We start from the raw sequence: 19,239 nt of genomic DNA, 5'->3' as shown, positions 1-19,239 counted from the left end.
GCGCCCGCGGCATCCGCTCTACGGTGGGAGGATGCCGGAGAGAACCTTCACGCGCACGCCGACCGAGCGCGAGCTGCGCCAGGATCTGCTGCTCGCGGGCGTGATGCTCGTCGGAGGCGTGATCAGCGCCGGACTCTCGACGGTGGCCGGCGTGTACGGCGACCAGCAGGCGCCGATGTGGTCAGCGCTCGTGCTGGTGCTCGTGGTCTCGGCCCCGCTCGCGCTGCGCCGACGTCACCCCGCCGTGGTGGCCGTGATCGTCGCGCTGGCGATGTTCACGGGAGTGACGCTGCACGTGCCAGAGACGTACGTCATCAACATCGCGCTGTTCGTCGCGCTGTACACGGTCGGTGCGTGGATGCGAGACCGGCGCGCGGCGGCCCTGGTGCGCATCGGCATCATCTCGGGGATGTTCATCTGGCTGATCATCGTGATGTACCGCGACGCCATCGCCGAGGCGGGCAAGGCCGACATGGCAGCGGGGCTGTTCTCCCCCTATGTCGCGTTCATGATGATCCAGCTGCTGCTGAACATGCTGTACTTCGGTGGCGCCTACTACTTCGGCGAGCGCTCGTGGCAGTCCGCGGCGCAGCGTCATGCGCTCGAGCAGCGCACGCGCGAGCTCGAGGCCGAGCGCGAGGTCACGGCCGCGCAGGCCGTGGCGCTGGACCGGGTGCGCATCGCGCGCGAGCTGCACGACGTGGTCGCCCATCACGTGTCGGTGATGGGCGTGCAAGCGGGTGCCGCGCGGCTGGTCGTGGAGCAGGATCCGGCGCAGGCGAAGCGGATGCTGGCGGGCATCGAGGATGCTTCGCGCGAGGCGATCGGCGACTTCCGGCAGCTGTTGGAGACGCTGCGCGCCCCCGGTGACGGTATCGCGGACGACGCCCCCTCCACCTTCGGCCTCGACGACATCGAGCGCCTCGCCCAGGCGTCTCGGGATGCCGGGCTGCCCACCGACTACACAGTGGTCGGTGAGCCGGTGCCGGTCTCGAGCACCGTAGGCGTGAACCTGTACCGCATCGCGCAGGAGGCGCTCACGAATGCCCGTCGGCACGCGGGTGTCGGCGCGACCGCCGATGTGCGGGTGCGGTACGACCCGGCCGCCGTGGAGCTGGAGGTCGTGAACACCGGCCGCGCGATCGGCGCGCTGCGCCCGGGGCTGGGCCAGCTGGGCATGCGTGAGCGCGCTGCCGCATCCGGCGGCACGATCGAGCTGCTGCCCCGCCCCCAGGGCGGATTCCGGGTTCGGGCGAACGTGCCGCTGGGGGCCTCCTCCGCAAACCGGGAGGTGGTCGGATGATCCGGGTGCTGCTGGTCGATGACCACGCCATGCTGCGTGCGGGTTTCCGCACCATTCTCAGCACGCAGCCCGACATCGAGGTGGTCGGCGAGGCCGGCACAGGCGCCGAGGCGGTGCAGCTCGCGGCGCGCGTGCACCCTGACGTCATCACGATGGACGTGCAGATGCCAGACATGGACGGCATCGAGGCCACACGGCGTATCCTCGCGGACCCGGCGATCACGGCATCCATTGCGATCGTCACCACCTTCGACCGCGACGAGTACCTGTTCCAGGCGCTGGATGCCGGTGCCGGCGGCTTTCTGCTGAAGAACGCCGGCCCCGAGGAGCTGATCACGGCCGTGCGCGCCCTCGCCGCCGGCGACGGCATCCTGGCCCCGGAGGTGACCCGTCGCGTGCTGGCACGCTTCGCGAGCCCTCCACGCCGACTCGCCGACGATCCCCCGGCGCAGACGACCGGCTCAGCAGCCCAGGACGGTGCGGACTCGGTGGCACGGTGGCGTCACGGCTCATCCATCCTCGCCGAACCGCTCACCGAGCGGGAGGGCGAGGTGCTGACGCTGATGGCGGATGCCCGCAGCAACGCGGAGATCGCGAGCGAGCTGTTCATCGGCGAGGCCACCGTGAAGACCCATGTCTCGCGCGTGCTGCAGAAGCTGGGCGCCCGTGACCGCGTGCAGGCCATCGTGCTGGCGCACCGGCACGGCCTGACCTGACCCCGCGACGCCGCGATCAGACGTGCTTGCGGGCGGCTTCGACGCGGGCGATGAGCGTGAGGAACGACTGCAGGTAGAAGCTCAGGAACTCCTTGGTGCTCGGGGCCGTGACATCGCCGTCGGCGTCGATGAGGCCGGGCGTCAGTTGGATGAAGCCCTCGGGCTGCCCCATGGTCACGGCGTTATAGTGGCCGAGGATGGCGCGCAGGTGCTGCTGCGCGGCCGCGGTGGCGATGCCGCCGCCCGAAGCGCCGATGACGGCGACCGGCTTGCCGTCGAACGAGGCCTGACCGTAGGGGCGCGCCGACCAGTCGAGTGCGTTCTTCAGCACACCGGGGATGGAGCGGCTGTACTCGGGGGTGACGATCAGCACGCCGTCGACGTCGGCGATGGCCTGCTTGAAGTCGAGCGCGACCTGCGGGAAGGCGCCGTCGAGGTCAGGCGAGTAGAACGGCAGGTCCTTGATCGCGATCTCACGGAACTCCACGCCCTCCGGTGCGAGCTTGGCCAGTGCCGCAGCGAGCGTGCGGTTGATGGAGGTGCTGGAGAGGCTGCCGACGATGTAGCCGATGGTTGTCATGAAGGTCTTTCTCGAGAGATTCGGGGTACGGCGTGGTTCAACCCACCGGAAGTCGATTCTATTCCCGCGCATACAAATTTCTGATCCTCCCCCGCGCGGGGCTCGCGAATCCGCCGCAAGGGGGATGTCGGACACGGCGCTGGTTCGTAGCGTGGAGACATACGCCGTGCTGGGCGAAGGCCGCACTGAGCGAACGCCGCACTGAGCGAACGGAGAGACCAAGTGACCACAGGCGAACTGCACCTGAAGGGCATCACCAAGAGCTACGGCTCGCGGCTGGTGCTCGAGAACATCGGATTCGACGTCGAGCCGGGCCGGTTGACCGGCTTCGTCGGCGGCAACGGCGCGGGCAAGACCACCACCATGCGCATCATCCTGGGGGTGCTCGCGGCCGACGCCGGCGAGGTGACCCTCGACGGCGCCCCGGTCACCTCGGCCGATCGCCGTCGCTTCGGGTACATGCCCGAGGAACGCGGCCTGTACCCGAAGATGAAGGTGCTCGAGCAGGTGGTCTACCTGGCCCGGCTGCACGGCTTCGGCAAGGCGGATGCCACCAGGCGCGCCACCGCGCTGCTTCAGGAGCTCGGGCTCGGCGAGCGCCTGGACGATCTGATCGAGTCGCTGTCGCTGGGCAACCAGCAGCGCGCGCAGATCGCCGCGGCTCTCGTGCACGACCCGGAGGTGCTGATCCTGGATGAGCCGTTCTCGGGGCTGGACCCGCTGGCGGTCGACGTGGTGGCCGACGTGCTGCAGCGGAGGGCTGCGCAGGGTGCTGCCATCCTGTTCTCCTCGCACCAGCTCGATGTGGTGGAGCGGCTGTGCGATGACCTGATCATCATCGCCGGCGGCACGATCCGCGCCGCCGGCACCCGTGACCAGCTGCGGGCTCAGCACTCCACGCTGCGCTACCAGCTCGACTCCGCGGGAGATGCGGGCTGGCTGCGCAGCGAGTCCGGCGTGACCGTGATCGACTTCGAGGGCGGGTCGGCGCTGTTCGACGTCGACGCGCCGGAGACGGCTCAGCGCGTGCTGCGCGAGGCCGTCGGCCGCGGCGAGGTCACGAACTTCGCCCCCCAGCATCCGTCCCTCGCCCAGATCTTCAAGGAGGTCATCCGATGAACGCTTCGATTCCCACGCCGCAGCCGAGCAAGAACACGTCCTCGCTGGTCTGGCTGGTCGCCGAGCGCGAGATCGGCTCCAAGCTGCGCAGCAAGGCGTTCATGATCTCCACCGGCATCCTGCTGCTGATCGCGCTGGCCGGCGTGCTGATCGGCGGCTTCATGAGCAAGTCGCCCACGCCGGACGAGATCGCCACGACCGCGCAGACGACCCAGACCGTGCAGGCGCTGCCGAATGTGAACGTGACCGAGGTCGCCGATCGGCAGGCCGCGGAGAAGCTCGTGCGCAATGAGAAGGTCAGCGCGGCCGTGCTTCCCTCCGACGACGACCCGACCGGCGTGGTGATCCTGGCCAAGAAGGATGCGCCGACCAATCTGATCATGTCACTGTCCGTCTCCCCCAAGGTGGAGATCCTGGAGCCGGCGACGACCAACGCGCTGCTGCGCTACCTGGTGGCGATCGGCTTCGGCGTCGTGTTCCTGATGGCGGCGTCCACATTCGGGTCGACCATCGCGCAGAGCGTGGTGGAGGAGAAGCAGACCCGCGTGGTGGAGCTGCTGATCTCTGCGATACCGACACGCGTGCTGCTGGCCGGCAAGGTGATCGGCAACACCATCCTGGCGATGGCGCAGATCGTGCTGCTGGCGGCGATCGCGGTCATCGGGCTGATCGTCACCGGGCAGAACGAGGTGCTCGCCGGGCTCGGCGCGCCGGTGCTGTGGTTCGCGATCTTCTTCCTGTTCGGGTTCGTGCTGCTGGCATCCCTGTACTCGGGCGCCGCCGCGATGGTGTCGCGGCAGGAGGACATCGGCTCGACGACCATGCCGCTGATGATGCTGGTGATGGCGCCGTACATCCTGGTGATCATCTTCAACGACAACCCGCTGGTGATGACGATCCTGTCGTACATCCCGTTCTCGGCCCCGGTGGCCATGCCGGTGCGGCTGTTCGTCGGCGAGGCGATGTGGTGGGAGCCGCTGCTCTCGCTCGTGATCCTGCTGGCCTCGTGCGTCGGCGCGATCCTGGTGGGCGCGAAGATCTACGAGAACTCGCTGCTGCGGATGGGGGCGCGGGTGAAGCTTGGCGAGGCGCTGCGCGGCTGAGGGATGCTTCGACCGGCTCAGCAACCCAGAACGCGCCGGGTCGCTGAGCCGGGCCCACGCGCCCCCGAGGGTCCGGCCGACGCGGAGCGGCGGTCGGAGTGGGGCGTGGGGATCGAAGCGCCGGGAATATGCACGTGCATACACCTGTTGACGTATCAGGACGATGAGGTCCGGCAGCATCCGCACCACTGAAAGGCCTCATCCGATGAGCATCCCCGTCCTCGACCGCACCGCCCAGACCGAGCACCCCGTCCTCGACGTGCTCGCCGACCGGTGGAGCCCGCGCGCGTTCGACGCCGAGACCCCGATCGACGAGGCCAAACTCGCCTCCGCGCTCGAGGCCGCCCGCTGGTCGCCCAGCGCCAACAACTCGCAGCCCTGGCGCTTCGTCGTCGCCCGCCGCGGCAGCGCGCTGCACCACGGCATCCACTCCGCGCTGATGGGCTTCAACCAGGCGTGGGCGGGCAACGCCGCCGTGCTGATCGTGGCCGTCGCCGAGACCGCCACCGAGGACGGCACCCCGGTGCACTACGCGAACTACGACCTCGGCCAGGCGGTCGCCCACCTGTCGGTCCAGGCGCACCACGACGGCCTGGTCGTGCACCAGATGGGCGGTTTCGACCGCGAGGCGATCCGCCCGCTCCTCGGGCTGGACGAGCGCTTCGCGCCCGTGAGCGTGATCGCCCTCGGCGAGCTCGGCGACGTCGACGCGCTGCCCGAGCCGCTCGCCCAGCGCGAGGTGGCGCCGCGCGTGCGCCGCTCGATCGACGAGACGGTGCTGCTCAGCGCCTGACCCGCTTGCTGGGGAGCCCTCATTTCACGAGGCGAGCGTCGACACGCTGTTTCGCGACGCCCGCACCCTCTCGGTGGACGCGATGCACGACGGCGCCGTCGATCTCGGTCAGGAACTCGACCGGGGTCGCACCCGAGTACAGGACTGCCGTGCCCTCTTCGAGACCGAATCCGGTAGGCAGAGCGCCTGACGCGACTGCCCGCTGCAGAGCCGGTCGGCGATCGGGCTGCGAGTCGTAATGGACGCCGAGCGCGTACGGCACGAGAGCAAGCCCGTCATCGATGACCGACACGGGCCCGAAGGTCGACGTCGGCCCGCCAACGTGCCAGCAGAGCGCGCCCGCCGACGTGCCGGCGAGGAGGATCCCCGACTCCCACGCCTCTCGCATCACCTCGTCGAGCCGGTGCGTGCGCCACACCGCCAGCAGATTGGCCGCGCTGCCGCCGCCCACCCACACCAGATCGCTGTCGAGCACGGCCTCGCGCAGGTCGGGCTGATTGCGCCCGAAGAGCCGGACATGGACGGCATCCACTCCCGCTCGCGTCGCGGCGGCGAGCTCGCGGCCCTCGTCGACGCGCTGGTCGCCCGAGGCCGTGTTGACGAACGCCACGCGGATGCGGCGCCCGCTGACGCCGGTCAGCTCGAGCGCATGCCGCTGCAGCGGGCTGAACTCGACATCTCCCCAGCGAGCGGCGCTCCAGCCGCCGCACGTGGCGAGGATCCGCCGCTCGGTCATGCCGGCCGCACCGCGTCGGCGTTCCAGGCACGCACCGAGATTCCCTCGAGCGACGCCCCGCCCGCATCGAAGGCCACGCGCCGCGTCGCGCCGGCCGCGAGGCCGAACGCGTTGTCGTCGAGCACGTGCCCGACGTCGTGCGGAAAGCCGTCGATGAGCACGAGCGGCGCAGGATGCGGGCCGAGGTTGCTCACCACGAGCGCGTCGCCCTCGATCCGCGCGGCGAGCCGTGTGCGCGGCAGGTCCCGCAGCGGGGAGGTGCCGTCGGCGTACGGCGCGAGCAACTCCGCCACCGTCCGGTCGGCCAGGCTGTCGAGCGGCTGTTCCTCGAGCTCTCGCACCGCGGCGCTCTTGGGCTGGTGGTTGAACGGGTACCAGGCCGACGAGACGAAGGCTCCGTCGGCCGCTGTCAGCTCGACCGAGAGCACGAGGGGATCAAGACGCACGCCCGCGAGTCCGACGGCGAGCTCGAAGGCGTCCACGCGGCCGTCGGCGCCGATGTCGGTCTGTTCCGCACGCGTCGCGATCACCCGCAGGTCGGCGTCGTACAGCCGGACCTGCAGCCGCAGACCGGGCACCTCGGCGGGGGTGTCATTGGACACGTGGATGCCGGCGCGGAAGGTGTCGCCGGCCGCCCAATCGAGCCGGTCGTACACCGCGTATGCCGACAGCGGGGCCCCGAACTGCTTCGCGCGGTAGTACGAGAGCTTCGGCACGCCGTAGTAGTCGATGACGGCCCACGACGCACCGGGGAACGCCTCGCCGACCTTGTAGAACCAGTACGCCGACGTGTCGGTGCCGCTGTGGGCGCGGATGCGCTCGGACGCGAACCTCAGCGCGTCGCCCTGGGCCAGCTGCGAGTACTCGATGAAGGTCGGCCAGTCGCGGATCGGCCCGAAGTGCGCGTAGCGCGCCTGCTTGAACAGGTCGAAGAGGGAGAACTGCGCCTGGTGCTGCAGGATCGCACCGTGCTCGAGCGGCGGCCACTGCTCGAGCAGCGCCGGGTCCAGAAAGCGGTGCATGCTCGGGAGATCGCACTGGCTCGACAGGCCGTACTCGCCGAAGACGGGCGGCACGTGATCGCGGTACGCCTCGATCGGCATCCCCTCGTGGTAGACGCCGTAAAAGTGCTCGCTCCCGCCCCACGGGTCGGTCCGGTGGAACGGCCGCGACGGGTCGTATTGCGCCGCGCGGCGCCCGATGACGGTGAGCAGGTCGTCCGACGTGATGGTCGCGGGCTGCTCGTTGCCGCCGCCCCACATCACGAGCGAGGGGTGGTTGCGCAGCCGGCGCACGATGCGTCCGGCCTGCTCGTCGATCGTCGCGAGGTCCGCGCCGGTGGAGTCGAGTCCGAACGTGAGGGGGAACTCCTGCAGCACGAGGATGCCGCGTCGATCGCACTCCTCGTAGAATTCGTCGCTCTCGACCGTGCCACCGCCCCACGCGCGCAGCATCTGCAGGTTCGCACGCACGACGAGGTCGAGGATGTGCCGGTCCACATCGAACCCCCGCCGGGCCATGGGATCGGTCCAGCACCAGTTCGCGCCCTTGAGGAACAACTCGCGCCCGTTGACGACGAACTGCCAGTCGTACGTGTCGGGACCGCTGCGCGCGGCGAGCGCGCGCATGTGGACCGTGCGGATGCCGAACGCGGCGTCGACCGACTGCCCGGCGCCCGAGATCTCAACGGAGTACAGCGGCTGCTCGCCGTACCCGAACGGCCACCACGGCTGCGGCGAGGTGATGTCGAGCTCGACCTCGTGGCGCGTGAGCGGCGCGCGTGCCGCGACCTCGACATCCGCGCGGGCCACGACGACACCCGCGGGATCGCGCACGACCACGCGCAGCGGCAGATCGCCGTCACCCTCGTCGTGGCGCGCGACGTCCCACTGCACGCCGACGCGGGCTGCGGTATCCGTCAGCTCACGCGTGGTCACGAACGGATCGGCCAGCTCGATCCTGGGGACGGTCTCCAGGCGCACGCCGCGCCAGATTCCGATCGAGATGAGGTGCCCGTAGTGCCAGCCCCAGCCGGGCGACGGCTTCATCACGCCGTGCCAGTCGCGCGGCGGCGGGTCGATGCGCACCACGACCTCGTTCTCGGCGTTGATGCGCACGAGAGCTGTCACGTCGACCTCGGGCCCACCGTACATACCGGTGTGCCGAGCGACCGGCTCGCCGTTGAGGTACACCGAGGCCGCGTAGTCGATGCCGTCGAACGCGAGGCGGATGCCGCGTCCGGCCCAGTGCGCCGGCACGGTGAACCTGCGGGCGTACCACCACTCCTGCTGCTCGACGCGCGTGCGGCGGAAGAACCACGGCCACTCGGAGGGCTCCCCATGCTCGACGAGCTCGGCGTGGGTGTTGTCGTCGAGGAGCGGATCGGGAATGACGCCGGCCGCGACGAGGGCGCCCTGCACAGTGCCGGGCACGGTCGCCGCGATCCAGGCGGAGCGATCGGTGTCTTCGCGGTGCCAGCCGACCGGCTCGCGCCGTGCCGCCTCCGACCGGTCGCCCGCCCACCGAGCGATCGAGAACTCACGTCCCGGGTGCGAGCCGGCGAGCAGCCACTCGCCGTCGAGCGAGAGCGTCTCTCGCGCGGCATCCCCCACCGGCGCAGGGTCGCGCGAGACGTCGCGCGCCACGACACGTGCGCGCCGCGGGATGACGGCAGCGTGCACGTCGGTGAACCGGTCGCCGAACAGCGGGGAGGCCCGCCAGCGTCGGCGTTCGGCGTCTTCGAGTGACGCGTCCACGCGCTACTTCACCGCACCCGCGTACAGACCGCTGACGAAGTAGCGCTGCGCGAAGGTGAAGATCAACAGGATCGGCAGGCTCATGATGAGCACGGCCGCCATGATGTTGCCCCAGTCCGCGAGGTACTGCGCCTTGAAGTACAGCACGCCGGTGGTGAGCGTCCGCTTTCCGGGGTCGGTGAGGAACAGCTGCGGCACGAGATAGTCGTTCCAGACTCCGACACCCTGCAGCACCCAGAACGTCGCGATCGCGGGACGGGCCAGCGGCAGGAAGATCTTCCAGAAGAGCTGGAAGTAGCCGGCACCGTCGATCGTGGCCGCCTCGACGATCTCTTTGGGGACCTGGCGCATGAAGGCCGCCATCAGGAAGACGCCGAACGGGATCGCGCCGGCGATGTAGATGAGGATCACACCTGCGTAGTTGTTGATGAGCCCGAGGTCGCGCACGACGCGGAACTGCGGCACCAGGGCGAGCTGCATGGGCAGGAAGATCCCCGCCGCGATGAGCAGGTACACCCCGGAACCGATGCGCGTGGCCGCACGGACGATCGCGTACGACGCGAGGGCGGCGACGATCGTCGCGATCGTCATGCTCACGACGGTCAACAGGATCGAGTTGGCGAACAGGTTAGTGAAGTCCGCCTCGACCCATGACGTGATGAAATTGTCGAACGTCGGCTGCTGCGGCAGTCCCGTCGGGTTGGTCAGCACTTCGAGGTTCGGCTTGAACGCCGTGATGACGATGATCACGATCGGATAGATCATCAGGATGCTGAGCACGATCAGCAACAGGTTGACCGGCACCCGCCGCGCCACCCGAAGCACGTTGCGGTTGGTCATCGGTCATCCTCCGCGATCTTGTTGTTGAGCTTGTTCTGCAGGGCGGCGATCACGATCAGGACGATCAGGACGAGCACCGCCATCGCCGACGCATAGCCGAAGTTGTTGTTGACGAGTCCCTCTTGGAAGACCTGCGTCATGTAGAGCTGCGTGGAGTTGCCCGGCCCGCCCTTCGTCATGAGATACACCGTGTCGAACGCGCGCAGGGCCCCATTGATCGCCAGCACCAGCACCAGGCCGATCGACGGGATCATGAGCGGCAGCGTGATGTAACGCAGCGTCTTCCACCCCCGCGCGCCGTCGACACGAGCGGCCTCGAGGATCTCGGACGGGATCGTGCTCAGGCCGGCAAGGAAGATCACGATGTTGAAGCCGAGACCGCTCCACAGGTCGACGAGGATGACGCTGTACAACGCGAGGTCGTAATTGCCGAGCCAGTCCTGTGCCAGGGCGCCCAGCCCGATGTTGCGCAGGATCGTGTTGAACGTCCCCGAGGTGGGGTCGTACATGAAGCTCCATGTGAAGACGATCGCGACGGGACTGATCACCATGGGCGCGAAGAAGATCGCGCGGTAGATGTTGCCGAGCATCAACTGCCGGTGAAGCAGCACCGCGATGAGGAACGCCAGGATCGTCTGCACCACGATCTTGAAGAAGGCGTAGATCGCGGTGTTCCCGACGGCCTCCATCAGCACCGGATCGCCCGAGAAGATGCGCACGAAGTTGTCGAGGCCGACGAGCTCCCACGGCCGATTGAAACCTCGCGCATCGGTGAAGCTCGCGACCGCGACCTGGATCATGGGGTACACCGTGAACAGGAGGTAGAGGATCAGCGCCGGAGAGACGGCGATCCAGAACTTGCCGGCCGAACTGCGGTCGGTCCAGAGCCAGCGCTTCAACGAACGCGTGGTTCCAGGATCGTCGACCGCGAGTACGCGAACGTCGTCTACGCGTGTGCTCATGTTCGATTCCGTTCGTCTGCGGGCCACCGCGTCATGGCATCGTCCTATCGTCCTCGACCGGGGGTTGTGTAGCGATACTACACGATTGGGTCCGCTCGGACGAATCGAGCTGCTTACAAGTGCCGATGTAGTGGAGGTAGCTGCCTTCCAGCCACGTCAGGCGCTAGTTTCGCTACTTGAGCACGGCGACGGACCGCCCGGGCAGCGAGATTCCGGAGGCGTGGGCGGACGCCGCTGCACCGTCAGGACGACGGACCTCGACCTCCTGCGCGAGCCCGGCGACGGAGATCGTGCAGGCGTCCTCGGCGTAGTTCGCGACGACGAGGCAGGGCGCGCCCGCCGCATCCCGCCAGACAGCGGTGCGCAGGTCGCCGACGCCCTCCGCGACCCGAGCATCGATGCCGGTCCCCGTGGTGATCGTCCCGTTCCAGAGCCATTCCGCGAGCTCGGCGCGCAACGCGTCCACCGCGGTGCCGTAGGCGACAGTCGCGGGCATGTCGCGCGGGCGCCCCTTGAAGTTGAAGGCCTCGAAGCTCAGGGCGTACCCGTACAGCAGGCTCTGGTTCACCATGTTGCGATCGTCGGACCCGATGAGGGCGGTGACGATGCGGGCATCGGGGCGAAGCATCCTCCCCAGTGGCACGTGGCTCGCAGAGAAGCTGCGGAAGTACGACACGTCGTAGTGCTCGAACTGCTCGTCGTAGGCACCTTCGGCGGCGATGACGAACTCGTCCGCCCCCTCGCCGATCGCCGCGCGGAGTTCTTCGACGAACTGTCCGTCCCACAGGAACGAGCTCGCTCCCGGAGCATGGCCGTGGTCTTCGGCGAAGCACATCAGCGACCGCCCGTGGTACAGCGACTCGTCGGCGAGCACGCCGTCCGCGCCCCATGACTGCAGCTCGGCGACCTCGCGCGCGAAGCGGTGGCGCACGGCTTCGACGCCGAAGCACAGCGGAACGTACCAGGGCGTGCTGATGCCGTACCGCTTTCGTGACGAGTGGTACACGGGCCCGGGCTGCGCGTACGGCTGACCGTTCGGATCACGGGCGACGGATGCCTCGAACTCCGCCCAGTACGGCCCGGGCTTCTCGACCCACACGTACTTGACGTAGAGCACGGTCTTGACGTCGAGCTCCCGGGCGCGCTCCAGCGCACGGCGCAGTCCCGAGAGCCCGCCGAGCTTATCGGCAGGGCGATGCACGGGGACGAGGCCGTCCTGACCGCCCTCGTTCCAGCCCGTGATCTGGATGACACCGATACCGGTCGCCGCGCACTCCTCGATGATGTCGACGAGCGCGTCGAAGTCGTATCTCGGCTCGCCCTCGGTCGACATGAGCTGCACCTGCAGCCACGAGCGGGGCTCGTCGAGCCACGCGGCACGCGAGCGCCGCGTGGGCCCCTGTGTCGCGCGGTACACGTCGGTGCCCGCGGTCCATTCGCCGCGGTACGGCGCCACCCGCATCGCCGGCAGTTCGCGCTCGTGAGCGGAAGGCGTCGGGAAGTGGATGGCCTCGAAGGTAACGGTGGCATCCTCCGCCGTCGTACGGGAGAGGCTGTCGCGGTATCCCGGCTCGAGCGAGGTGCGCCACCCGATGAACTCGAGGGTGGGTGCCGCCGGGAGCACCGTCAGGCCGGCCTCGTCTCCGCCCAGGACCACGAACGGCGAAGTGGGATTCGCGATGACCTCGGGCCGCAGGTTGCCGCTCGCGTGATCGGGGAACGTGGTGCCCCAGTACGGGGAGTTGTTGTCGAACACCGGCAGCAGCCGCACCCGGGTGCCGGTGGAGTAGTCCACGCCGCGATACTCGAGCCCGCCCTGCGCCGGCCTGATCCCCCGGACCGCGGGGAAGCGGACCGCCTCGACGTCGGCATCCGGGATGGCGAAGCGCAGCGTCAGCTCGAGCGCTCCGTCGTCGACGACGGCGTGCACCTCGATGCGACCCCCGAGACGCTCCCCCGTGGACGTCGTGAGCCCGTCCCACGTCAGCTGGGCGGTCCGCCCGTCCGGCGATACCGTGCTCGCGCTCAGCGTCTGGGCGGCCGTCTCGACGACCACCGTGCGGTCGCCGTGTCGAGGCACCTCGAATACGAACAGTGACCCGCCCGCAGGGGATCGCAGCCACTGTCCGACCCCCTCCTGCGACACGGCGACGATGCCGCCCGTCGCGGCGTCGAACGTGATCGAGATCCGGTCGTCGGCAATGGTGATCGAGCGGGGCATGCGGCGTTCCTCTTCGGTGCGGGAACGCGCACGCCCCGCCGGAGACGAACTCCGGCGGGGCGAGCGCGAGTCGTCCTACTTGTTGTTGGCGATGTACTGGTCGAGCGCGAGATCGAGGTCGGCGAGGACCTGCTCCGTCGTCTTCTGGCCGCTGATGACGTTCTGCAGGCCGACGAGCAGTGCGTCCTGAATGCTCGGGTCGGTCGGCGAGAACGCGGCGATGAACTGCTTGCCCTCCCACGACTGCTGCATGTCGGGGAACAGCGGGTCGACATCCTCGCCGATCTGCACGGTGGTCGTGGTCGGGAAGAGCTTCACCTTGCCCAGGAAGTCCGCGTAGACGTCGTCCTGCATGAAGAAGTCCAGGAACTTCTGCGATGCCGCGAGCTTCGCGTCGCCGTTGTTCGGGTTGAGGCCGAAACGCACCTGGTACGTGCCCCAGATCGCGTCCGTGGGTCCGTCGGTCGTCGGGAAGTTCATGTAGCCGACGTCAAGACCCGCGTCACGGGCGTCCGAAAGTATCCACGTCGCGGGGAACATCGCCGACTGCCCGGCGAGGAAGGCGGACTGAGCAGCCGTCTGGCTCGTGCCGACCGGATTGGGCATGTAGAACGGAGTGAGCTCGCGGACGATGTCGAGCGACTCCTTCCACGGCTTGCTGTCGGAGAACGTCGCCTCGCCGGCGGCCATCTCGGCGCCGAGCTCCTCGTTCGCGCCGTGCTCGGCGAGCGGGTAGTAGACGATGAACTGGGGCCACCAGTTGTCCTGCGCGCTCATCGCGAATGGGATCGTGCCCGAGTCGGACAGCTTCTGAGCATCCTCGAGGAGCTCGCTGTAGGTGGTGGGCTCTTCGGTGATGCCGGCCTTCTCGAACAGCGCCTTGTTGTAGATGATGCCGTTGCCGGAGAGCGAGATGGGCAGGTTGTAGGTGCCGCCCTCGCGCTGGCTGTCTTCAGCGGCCTCGGGCGTGAGCTTCTTCAGGTAGCTCTCGCCGCCGTCCGACAGGTCCGCGGCGAAGCCGTCGGCCACGAAGCTCTCGATGTTGCCCAGGTCGAAGCCGTAGACGTCCGGGCCGGCGCCGCCTGACAGGCGGGTCTTGAGGATGTTGTCGTAGTCGTTCGTGTTGAAGAACTCCGCGTTCACCGAGATGTCGGGGTTCTCTTCTTCGAACGCGGCGATGACGTCTTCGTACGCCTTCTGCGTGTCACCGCCGTCGCCCCACATCATGAAGCTGATCTCGGTCGTGCCGTCACCGGCGCCGCCCGCGCATGCCGACAGCGCGCCGATCGTGACGATCGCGACGCCGGCGGCTGCCGTGCCCTTGAGCCACTTCTTCATGGCCTCTCCTATCTCCGTCGATGGTCACGGAGGTGCGCCGTGACTCGGGAATGTGATGCTGTAGCGATACTACACAGAATCCCTTGAAATGCCACTCGCATGTCGACCTCGGGACCACTTTGTGGCCAATCTCGCTAGTGCGACTACTTTTTCTGTCGTCCGCACCGGTACATTCGACAGGGTGACTCCCTCATTCGAGCCTCCCACCTTGGGCCGGCGCCTCACGCTCAACACCGTCGTCCGCCGCCATCAGATCGAGGCCACTCGCACCCGCTCGCTGTGGGACGACGAGTCGGAGCTGCACTCGGCGCAGCTGGTGGAACGATTCTCCCGCGCCGTGCGCGAGGCGATCCCCGGCGCACGTCTCACGTGGGCGCTCTCGTGGGGCGCCCTGACCGACGAGTCGGCGCGCTACCGCGACATCAGGCGCCTGCTCGCCGAGATCGTCCGTGAGACCGGCGACGACGTCACCTTCGTGCCGGGAGGCTTCTTCGCCAACCTCTATGGCACTCGCGACGAGGTGGCCACCGACATCGCCGACGCGCTGGAGCGGGTCGCCGACGAAATGGGCGTGCAGCCGGGGTCGCTGGTCGCCGGATTCCTGTCGGCCGACAACATCGCCCGTGCGCGCGAGCGGGGCGTCCGCACGGTCCAGGGCAACATCTGGAGCCAGTTCGACATCGACCTTCAGGACGGCGACGGGTCGATCGCGTACCCGTACTACCCGTCGCGCCGGCACTTCCTGGTACCGGGCCGCGGCACCGATCGGGTCGATGCCGTGCAGCTCGACGGCTGGACGGTCGACCTCGTCGCCGCACGCAGCGCCGGCATGTCGTCGGACTACAACTCACGCCTCGGCCTCGGTCCCATCGAGACGCTGCATCGACTCCCGCGGGCGGACGCGCTGCGGGAGCTGGAGGCGACGAGCCGGGCCCACCTCGACCACCGCAACGTAGAGCGCAACGGTCTGGGCTGGCTGACGGTCAACTATGAGATCAGCGAAGTCGCGCGCGGACTCGAGACGGACGCCGGGATGCTGGGCGCCTGGGCCGGATGGCTCCGGTGGCTCGCAGCCGAGTGGCCCGACCTCGAGGTGCCCACCATCGGCGCGTTCGGCGAGCAGTGGCGCAGCACCCACGCCGACAACGAAGACCTCGCCTACCTGCTGCAGCAGGAGGGGAGCGGCATCCAGGCTTCGCGCGCGGGCGAGACGGTTACCTGGTTCATGACCGCCGACTTCCGCCTGGGTGTCGCCGAAACGGAGGGGCGGGCCGAGGTGTTCGACTTCACCCCGTACACGACGGATGCGAGGGAGCCCGTCGAACTCGGTGATCGGCGGTGGAGCCTCTTCGGCGAGATCAATCAGAAGCGGACCCGGCCGCAGGACGAGCCCGTCCCCTTCGGCCGCTTTCTCACCACCCACCAGGATGTCGACGTCGCGCTCGCGCAGCGGTACGGTGCTGCGCCCGAGCTCGCCCGCCTGCGAGCCCTCGCATGATCGCGCTCGAGGCACTCACGGTGGAGCATCAGGCTGACCCGGTCGGCGTCGACGTGACGCCCCGGTTCGGCTGGAACGTCGTGAGCGACGTCGCCGGCACGGCCCAGACCTCGTGGCGCCTCACCGTCACGGGCCCGGAGGGCGCGGTGTGGACGATGGATGCCGCGGACGAGTGCTGCGTCGACATCGAATACGCCGGCCCGCCTCTGGAGTCGCTGCGCCGCTACCGCTGGAGCGTCGAGGTCGAGACGACGGCGGGCGCGGCGACCGGCACGGGCACCTTCGTCACCGGCGTGCTCGACGGCGACTGGCACGGCGCCACCTGGATCGGCACGCCCGGCCCGACCGCCGCCGCACCGCTGCTGCGCACGACGTTCGCCATCGAGGAGCCGGTCGCCGAGGCGTACCTCGTGGTCGGCGCGGGCGGCTACGCCCACGCAGAGCTGGATGGCGCGCCGCTCGGCCCCGGGGTGCTCGCGCCCGGCTTCACCGACTACGACGTCACCGCGCAGTACACCGTCGTCGACGTCACCGAGCGGCTGACGCCCGGCGCGCACGCCCTGGGCCTCGAGCTCGGCCGCGGGTTCTTCGGCATTTGCGGCCGCAACACGTGGAACTGGGAGACGGCGCCCTGGCATGCCTACCCCTGCGCGCGCCTGTTGCTCCTGATCCGCAGCGCCGAGGGCGTGCGTACGCTCGTCAGCGGCGCCGACTGGCGGGTGGCCGACGGCCCCACGACGTTCGACGACCTCTACGCCGGCGAGGACTACGACGCGCGTCGTGCGCGGCCCGGATGGAGCCGGCCCCGATTCGACGACGAAGCCTGGCAGGCGGCCTCCGTCGTGGCGGGCCCGCGTGGCACCGCCGTGGCACAGCGGCAACCGCCGATCGAGATCGCCGCGGTGCTGGAGCCGATTGCCGTGACCGAGCTCGACGCCGGTCGCTGGGTGGTCTCGTTCGAGCGCGTCATCGCCGGCTGGGTCGAGATCGACGCGGACGGTGAAGCCGGGGACGTCATCGAGCTGCGCTTCGGCGAGGCCCTCCGCGATGACGGCACGCCGAACTGCGTCGACGAGAAGGGGTACTTCGACGGCCGCTTCCAGACCGACACCCTGACGCTCGCGGGCGGCCCGGTGACGTGGCATCCCCGGTTCACGTGGCACGGGTTCCAGCACGTCGAGGTGCGCGCGGCGCGGCTGCCCGGCATCCGTGCGCACGTCGTCCACACCCGCGCACCTCGCATCGGCGCGTTCTCGTCGTCGTCGCGCCTGCTCGACACGGTGCACGAGCTCACGGTGCGCACCGTGCTCAACAACCTGCACGGCATCCCGACCGACACCCCCAAGTACGAGAAGAACGGCTGGACCGGCGACGGGATGCTGGGCGCGAGGCTCATGCTGCAGAACCTCGATGCGCATGAGCTTCTCGCCAAGTGGTCCGACGACATCGCGGCCTCGCGCCACGGCGAGGGCGCACCGCAGGTGATCGCGCCGCACGGCGGCTGGACGATGGACTGGTCGCCGGCACCGACGTGGCACTCCGCGCTGCTGCTGGTGCCGTGGGAACTGTACCTCCAGCGCGGCGACGAGCGCGTGCTGCGCGACGTCTGGCCGGACGCGCAGTCGTACCTGCGCTTCGAGCTCGCCCGCACGGTCGACGGCATCGCCGACACGACGCTGGGCGACTGGGTGAGCCCCGAGACGGATCCCGGCGGCGGGAACGCGCCGGAAGACCGCCGCATCGCAGCGACCGCGTACGTCATCGCGATGTGCGACACGGCCGCCGCCGTGGCGCGCGTCCTGGGCGAGCCGGCGACGGAGTGGACGGATGCCGCCTCCCGCTGCCGCGCGGCGTTCCTCGAGCGGTTCTGGCACGAGGCGTCGGCCGAGGTGTGCGGCGAGGGCGATGAGGGCTACCGCCAGGCGCACGCCGTGCTGGCGCTCGCGTTCGACCTGCTGCCGGCGGCGGCGCGTCAGCGGGCTGCGGACCGCCTGGCCCGAGACGTTGCGGAGCGGGGCGATCACCTCAGCACCGGCGCGCTGGCGACGAAGTATCTGCTGCCCGTGCTCACCGAGTGGGGCCATGCCGACCGCGCCGCGGCTGTGGCGCTGCAGACGACGTTCCCGAGCTGGGGCTACTGGGTCGAGCAGGGCGCGACGTCGCTGTGGGAGCACTGGAAGCCCGAGTCGCGCTCGCGCGGGCACTACTTCCTCGGGACGATCGACGACTGGCTCTTCTCGCACCTGGCGGGCCTCGAACCCGTCGAGCCCGGCTGGCGGCGGGCGCGCATCGCGCCACGCGTCGTCGGGCACGGGATCGAGCGGGCCGCGGCATCCGTCGTCACTCCGTACGGAGAACTGGCGACGACCTGGCACCTCGACGAGGACGAGATCGTGCTCACCTGCCGTGTGCCGGTCGGGGTGACCGCCGACGTCGAGCTGCCCGGCAGGCGAGTCACGCTCGGCTCAGGCCCGCACGAGCTGCGGTCAGCGGCTCACCAGGCCGAGTAGCCGCCGTCGACCAGCACGATCGAGCCGGTCATGTACGACGCGGCGTCCGAGACGAGGAACGCGACGAGCGACGCGATCTCTTCGGGGCGGCCCAGGCGCGCCATCGGCGTGCGGCGCACCCAGTCGTCCCACCAGTCCGAGGGCACGCCGTCCTTGGTGAGCTCGGTGCCCACGTAGCCGGGGGCGACGGCGTTGACGCGGATGTTCTGCTCGGCGAACTCGATCGCCAGCGACTTCACGGCCAGGTGCACGGCGCCTTTCGACGCGTTGTACGCCGCCTGGCGCTGCGGCGCGTTCGCGAGCTCGCCCGACATCGAGCCGATCGCGACGATCGAGCCGCCGCGCGGCCCCATGTGCCGCGCGGCCTCGCGGGCGCACCAGAATGTGCCGGTCGCGTTGACCGCGAGCACGCGGTCCCACGTCTCGCGCTCGAGCTCGAGCGACGGCTGGTGGTTGGCGATCCCCGCCGACGTCACCAGGATGTCGACGGCGCCGTGGCGCTCGGCGATGCCGGCGAACGTCTGCTCGACCGAGGCCGCGTCGGTGACGTCGAGGTGGGAGTATTCGACGCGTCCGGGGAAGGATGCCGCCGCCGCCGTGCCCGCATCGTCGAGCAGATCGGCGATCACGACGTGGGCGCCGAACTCCTCGAGGGCGGTGACGACAGCGAGTCCGATGCCTCGCGATCCCCCGGTCACGACGGCGATCCTGCCGGTCAGATCGAGCAGTTCTCGGTACATCGAGGGATCCTTCCGCGGGGCGTG

General features: G+C 69.3%; 15 protein-coding genes. 7 read left to right on the top strand and 8 right to left on the bottom strand.

What is annotated here, in order from left to right:
• Positions 1-31: 31 nt before the first annotated feature.
• Both Q9R19_RS10260 and Q9R19_RS10255 read left to right on the top strand, forming a co-directional pair.
• The gene (locus Q9R19_RS10260) at positions 32-1,303 is read left to right on the top strand and encodes a sensor histidine kinase (protein WP_311256286.1); all 1,272 of its coding nucleotides are present in this window, start codon (positions 32-34) and stop codon (positions 1,301-1,303) included.
• Positions 1,300-2,019, top strand: coding sequence for a response regulator transcription factor (locus Q9R19_RS10255; RefSeq protein ID WP_311256285.1), 720 nt, complete (start codon positions 1,300-1,302; stop codon positions 2,017-2,019). The genes Q9R19_RS10260 and Q9R19_RS10255 overlap by 4 nt, the downstream gene beginning before the upstream one ends.
• Before the next feature lie 16 nt (positions 2,020-2,035).
• Here the strand turns inward: Q9R19_RS10255 and Q9R19_RS10250 are convergent, their stop codons facing one another.
• Complete coding sequence (locus Q9R19_RS10250; RefSeq protein ID WP_311256284.1) at positions 2,036-2,599, bottom strand: NADPH-dependent FMN reductase; 564 nt, start codon at positions 2,597-2,599, stop codon at positions 2,036-2,038.
• Positions 2,600-2,821: 222 nt separating this feature from the next.
• Here Q9R19_RS10250 and Q9R19_RS10245 point away from each other — a divergent pair, with 222 nt between their 5' ends.
• The 3 genes from Q9R19_RS10245 to Q9R19_RS10235 all read left to right on the top strand — a co-directional run bounded on the left by Q9R19_RS10245 (position 2,822) and on the right by Q9R19_RS10235 (position 5,614).
• Positions 2,822-3,718, top strand: coding sequence for an ATP-binding cassette domain-containing protein (locus Q9R19_RS10245; RefSeq protein ID WP_311256283.1), 897 nt, complete (start codon positions 2,822-2,824; stop codon positions 3,716-3,718).
• On the top strand, positions 3,715-4,821 hold the full coding sequence (locus Q9R19_RS10240) for an ABC transporter permease (protein ID WP_311256282.1): 1,107 nt from the start codon (positions 3,715-3,717) through the stop codon (positions 4,819-4,821). Before Q9R19_RS10245 ends, Q9R19_RS10240 begins: the two co-directional genes overlap by 4 nt.
• A 205-nt stretch (positions 4,822-5,026) precedes the next feature.
• Entirely contained in the window at positions 5,027-5,614 is a 588-nt protein-coding gene (locus Q9R19_RS10235; protein ID WP_311256281.1) for a nitroreductase family protein, read from the top strand.
• 19 nt (positions 5,615-5,633) lie between these two features.
• Here Q9R19_RS10235 and Q9R19_RS10230 read toward each other — a convergent pair whose 3' ends face one another.
• From Q9R19_RS10230 to Q9R19_RS10205, 6 genes are all read right to left on the bottom strand, one after another.
• A complete protein-coding gene (locus tag Q9R19_RS10230) occupies positions 5,634-6,350 on the bottom strand; it encodes a peptidase E (RefSeq protein ID WP_311256280.1) in 717 nt (238 codons plus the stop codon).
• A complete protein-coding gene (locus Q9R19_RS10225) occupies positions 6,347-9,106 on the bottom strand; it encodes a glycosyl hydrolase 2 galactose-binding domain-containing protein (protein WP_311256279.1) in 2,760 nt (919 codons plus the stop codon). The genes Q9R19_RS10230 and Q9R19_RS10225 overlap by 4 nt, the downstream gene beginning before the upstream one ends.
• A 3-nt stretch (positions 9,107-9,109) precedes the next feature.
• Positions 9,110-9,946 (bottom strand): carbohydrate ABC transporter permease, encoded by an 837-nt coding sequence (locus Q9R19_RS10220; protein WP_311256278.1) that lies wholly within the window; start codon positions 9,944-9,946, stop codon positions 9,110-9,112.
• Complete coding sequence (locus Q9R19_RS10215) at positions 9,943-10,908, bottom strand: sugar ABC transporter permease (protein ID WP_311256277.1); 966 nt, start codon at positions 10,906-10,908, stop codon at positions 9,943-9,945. Before Q9R19_RS10215 ends, Q9R19_RS10220 begins: the two co-directional genes overlap by 4 nt.
• Before the next feature lie 172 nt (positions 10,909-11,080).
• Positions 11,081-13,129, bottom strand: a complete 2,049-nt coding sequence (locus tag Q9R19_RS10210) for a DUF6259 domain-containing protein (protein ID WP_311256276.1) — start codon at positions 13,127-13,129, stop codon at positions 11,081-11,083.
• Between the two features lie 75 nt (positions 13,130-13,204).
• Entirely contained in the window at positions 13,205-14,467 is a 1,263-nt protein-coding gene (locus Q9R19_RS10205) for an ABC transporter substrate-binding protein (protein ID WP_311256275.1), read from the bottom strand.
• 181 nt (positions 14,468-14,648) lie between these two features.
• Here Q9R19_RS10205 and Q9R19_RS10200 point away from each other — a divergent pair, with 181 nt between their 5' ends.
• Entirely contained in the window at positions 14,649-15,965 is a 1,317-nt protein-coding gene (locus Q9R19_RS10200; protein WP_311256274.1) for a DUF3863 domain-containing protein, read from the top strand.
• The gene (locus tag Q9R19_RS10195; RefSeq protein WP_311256273.1) at positions 15,962-18,475 is read left to right on the top strand and encodes a family 78 glycoside hydrolase catalytic domain; all 2,514 of its coding nucleotides are present in this window, start codon (positions 15,962-15,964) and stop codon (positions 18,473-18,475) included. The genes Q9R19_RS10200 and Q9R19_RS10195 overlap by 4 nt, the downstream gene beginning before the upstream one ends.
• Here the strand turns inward: Q9R19_RS10195 and Q9R19_RS10190 are convergent.
• Positions 18,460-19,215: an SDR family oxidoreductase gene (locus Q9R19_RS10190; protein WP_311256272.1), complete on the bottom strand. Its 756-nt coding sequence runs from the start codon at positions 19,213-19,215 to the stop codon at positions 18,460-18,462. The genes Q9R19_RS10195 and Q9R19_RS10190 overlap by 16 nt on opposite strands.
• Between the last annotated feature and the right edge of the window lie 24 nt (positions 19,216-19,239).

It is taken from the genome of Microbacterium sp. ARD32 (assembly GCF_031844385.1).
Lineage (GTDB): Bacteria > Actinomycetota > Actinomycetes > Actinomycetales > Microbacteriaceae > Microbacterium.
This window is presented reverse-complemented; position numbering and strand designations above follow the sequence as displayed.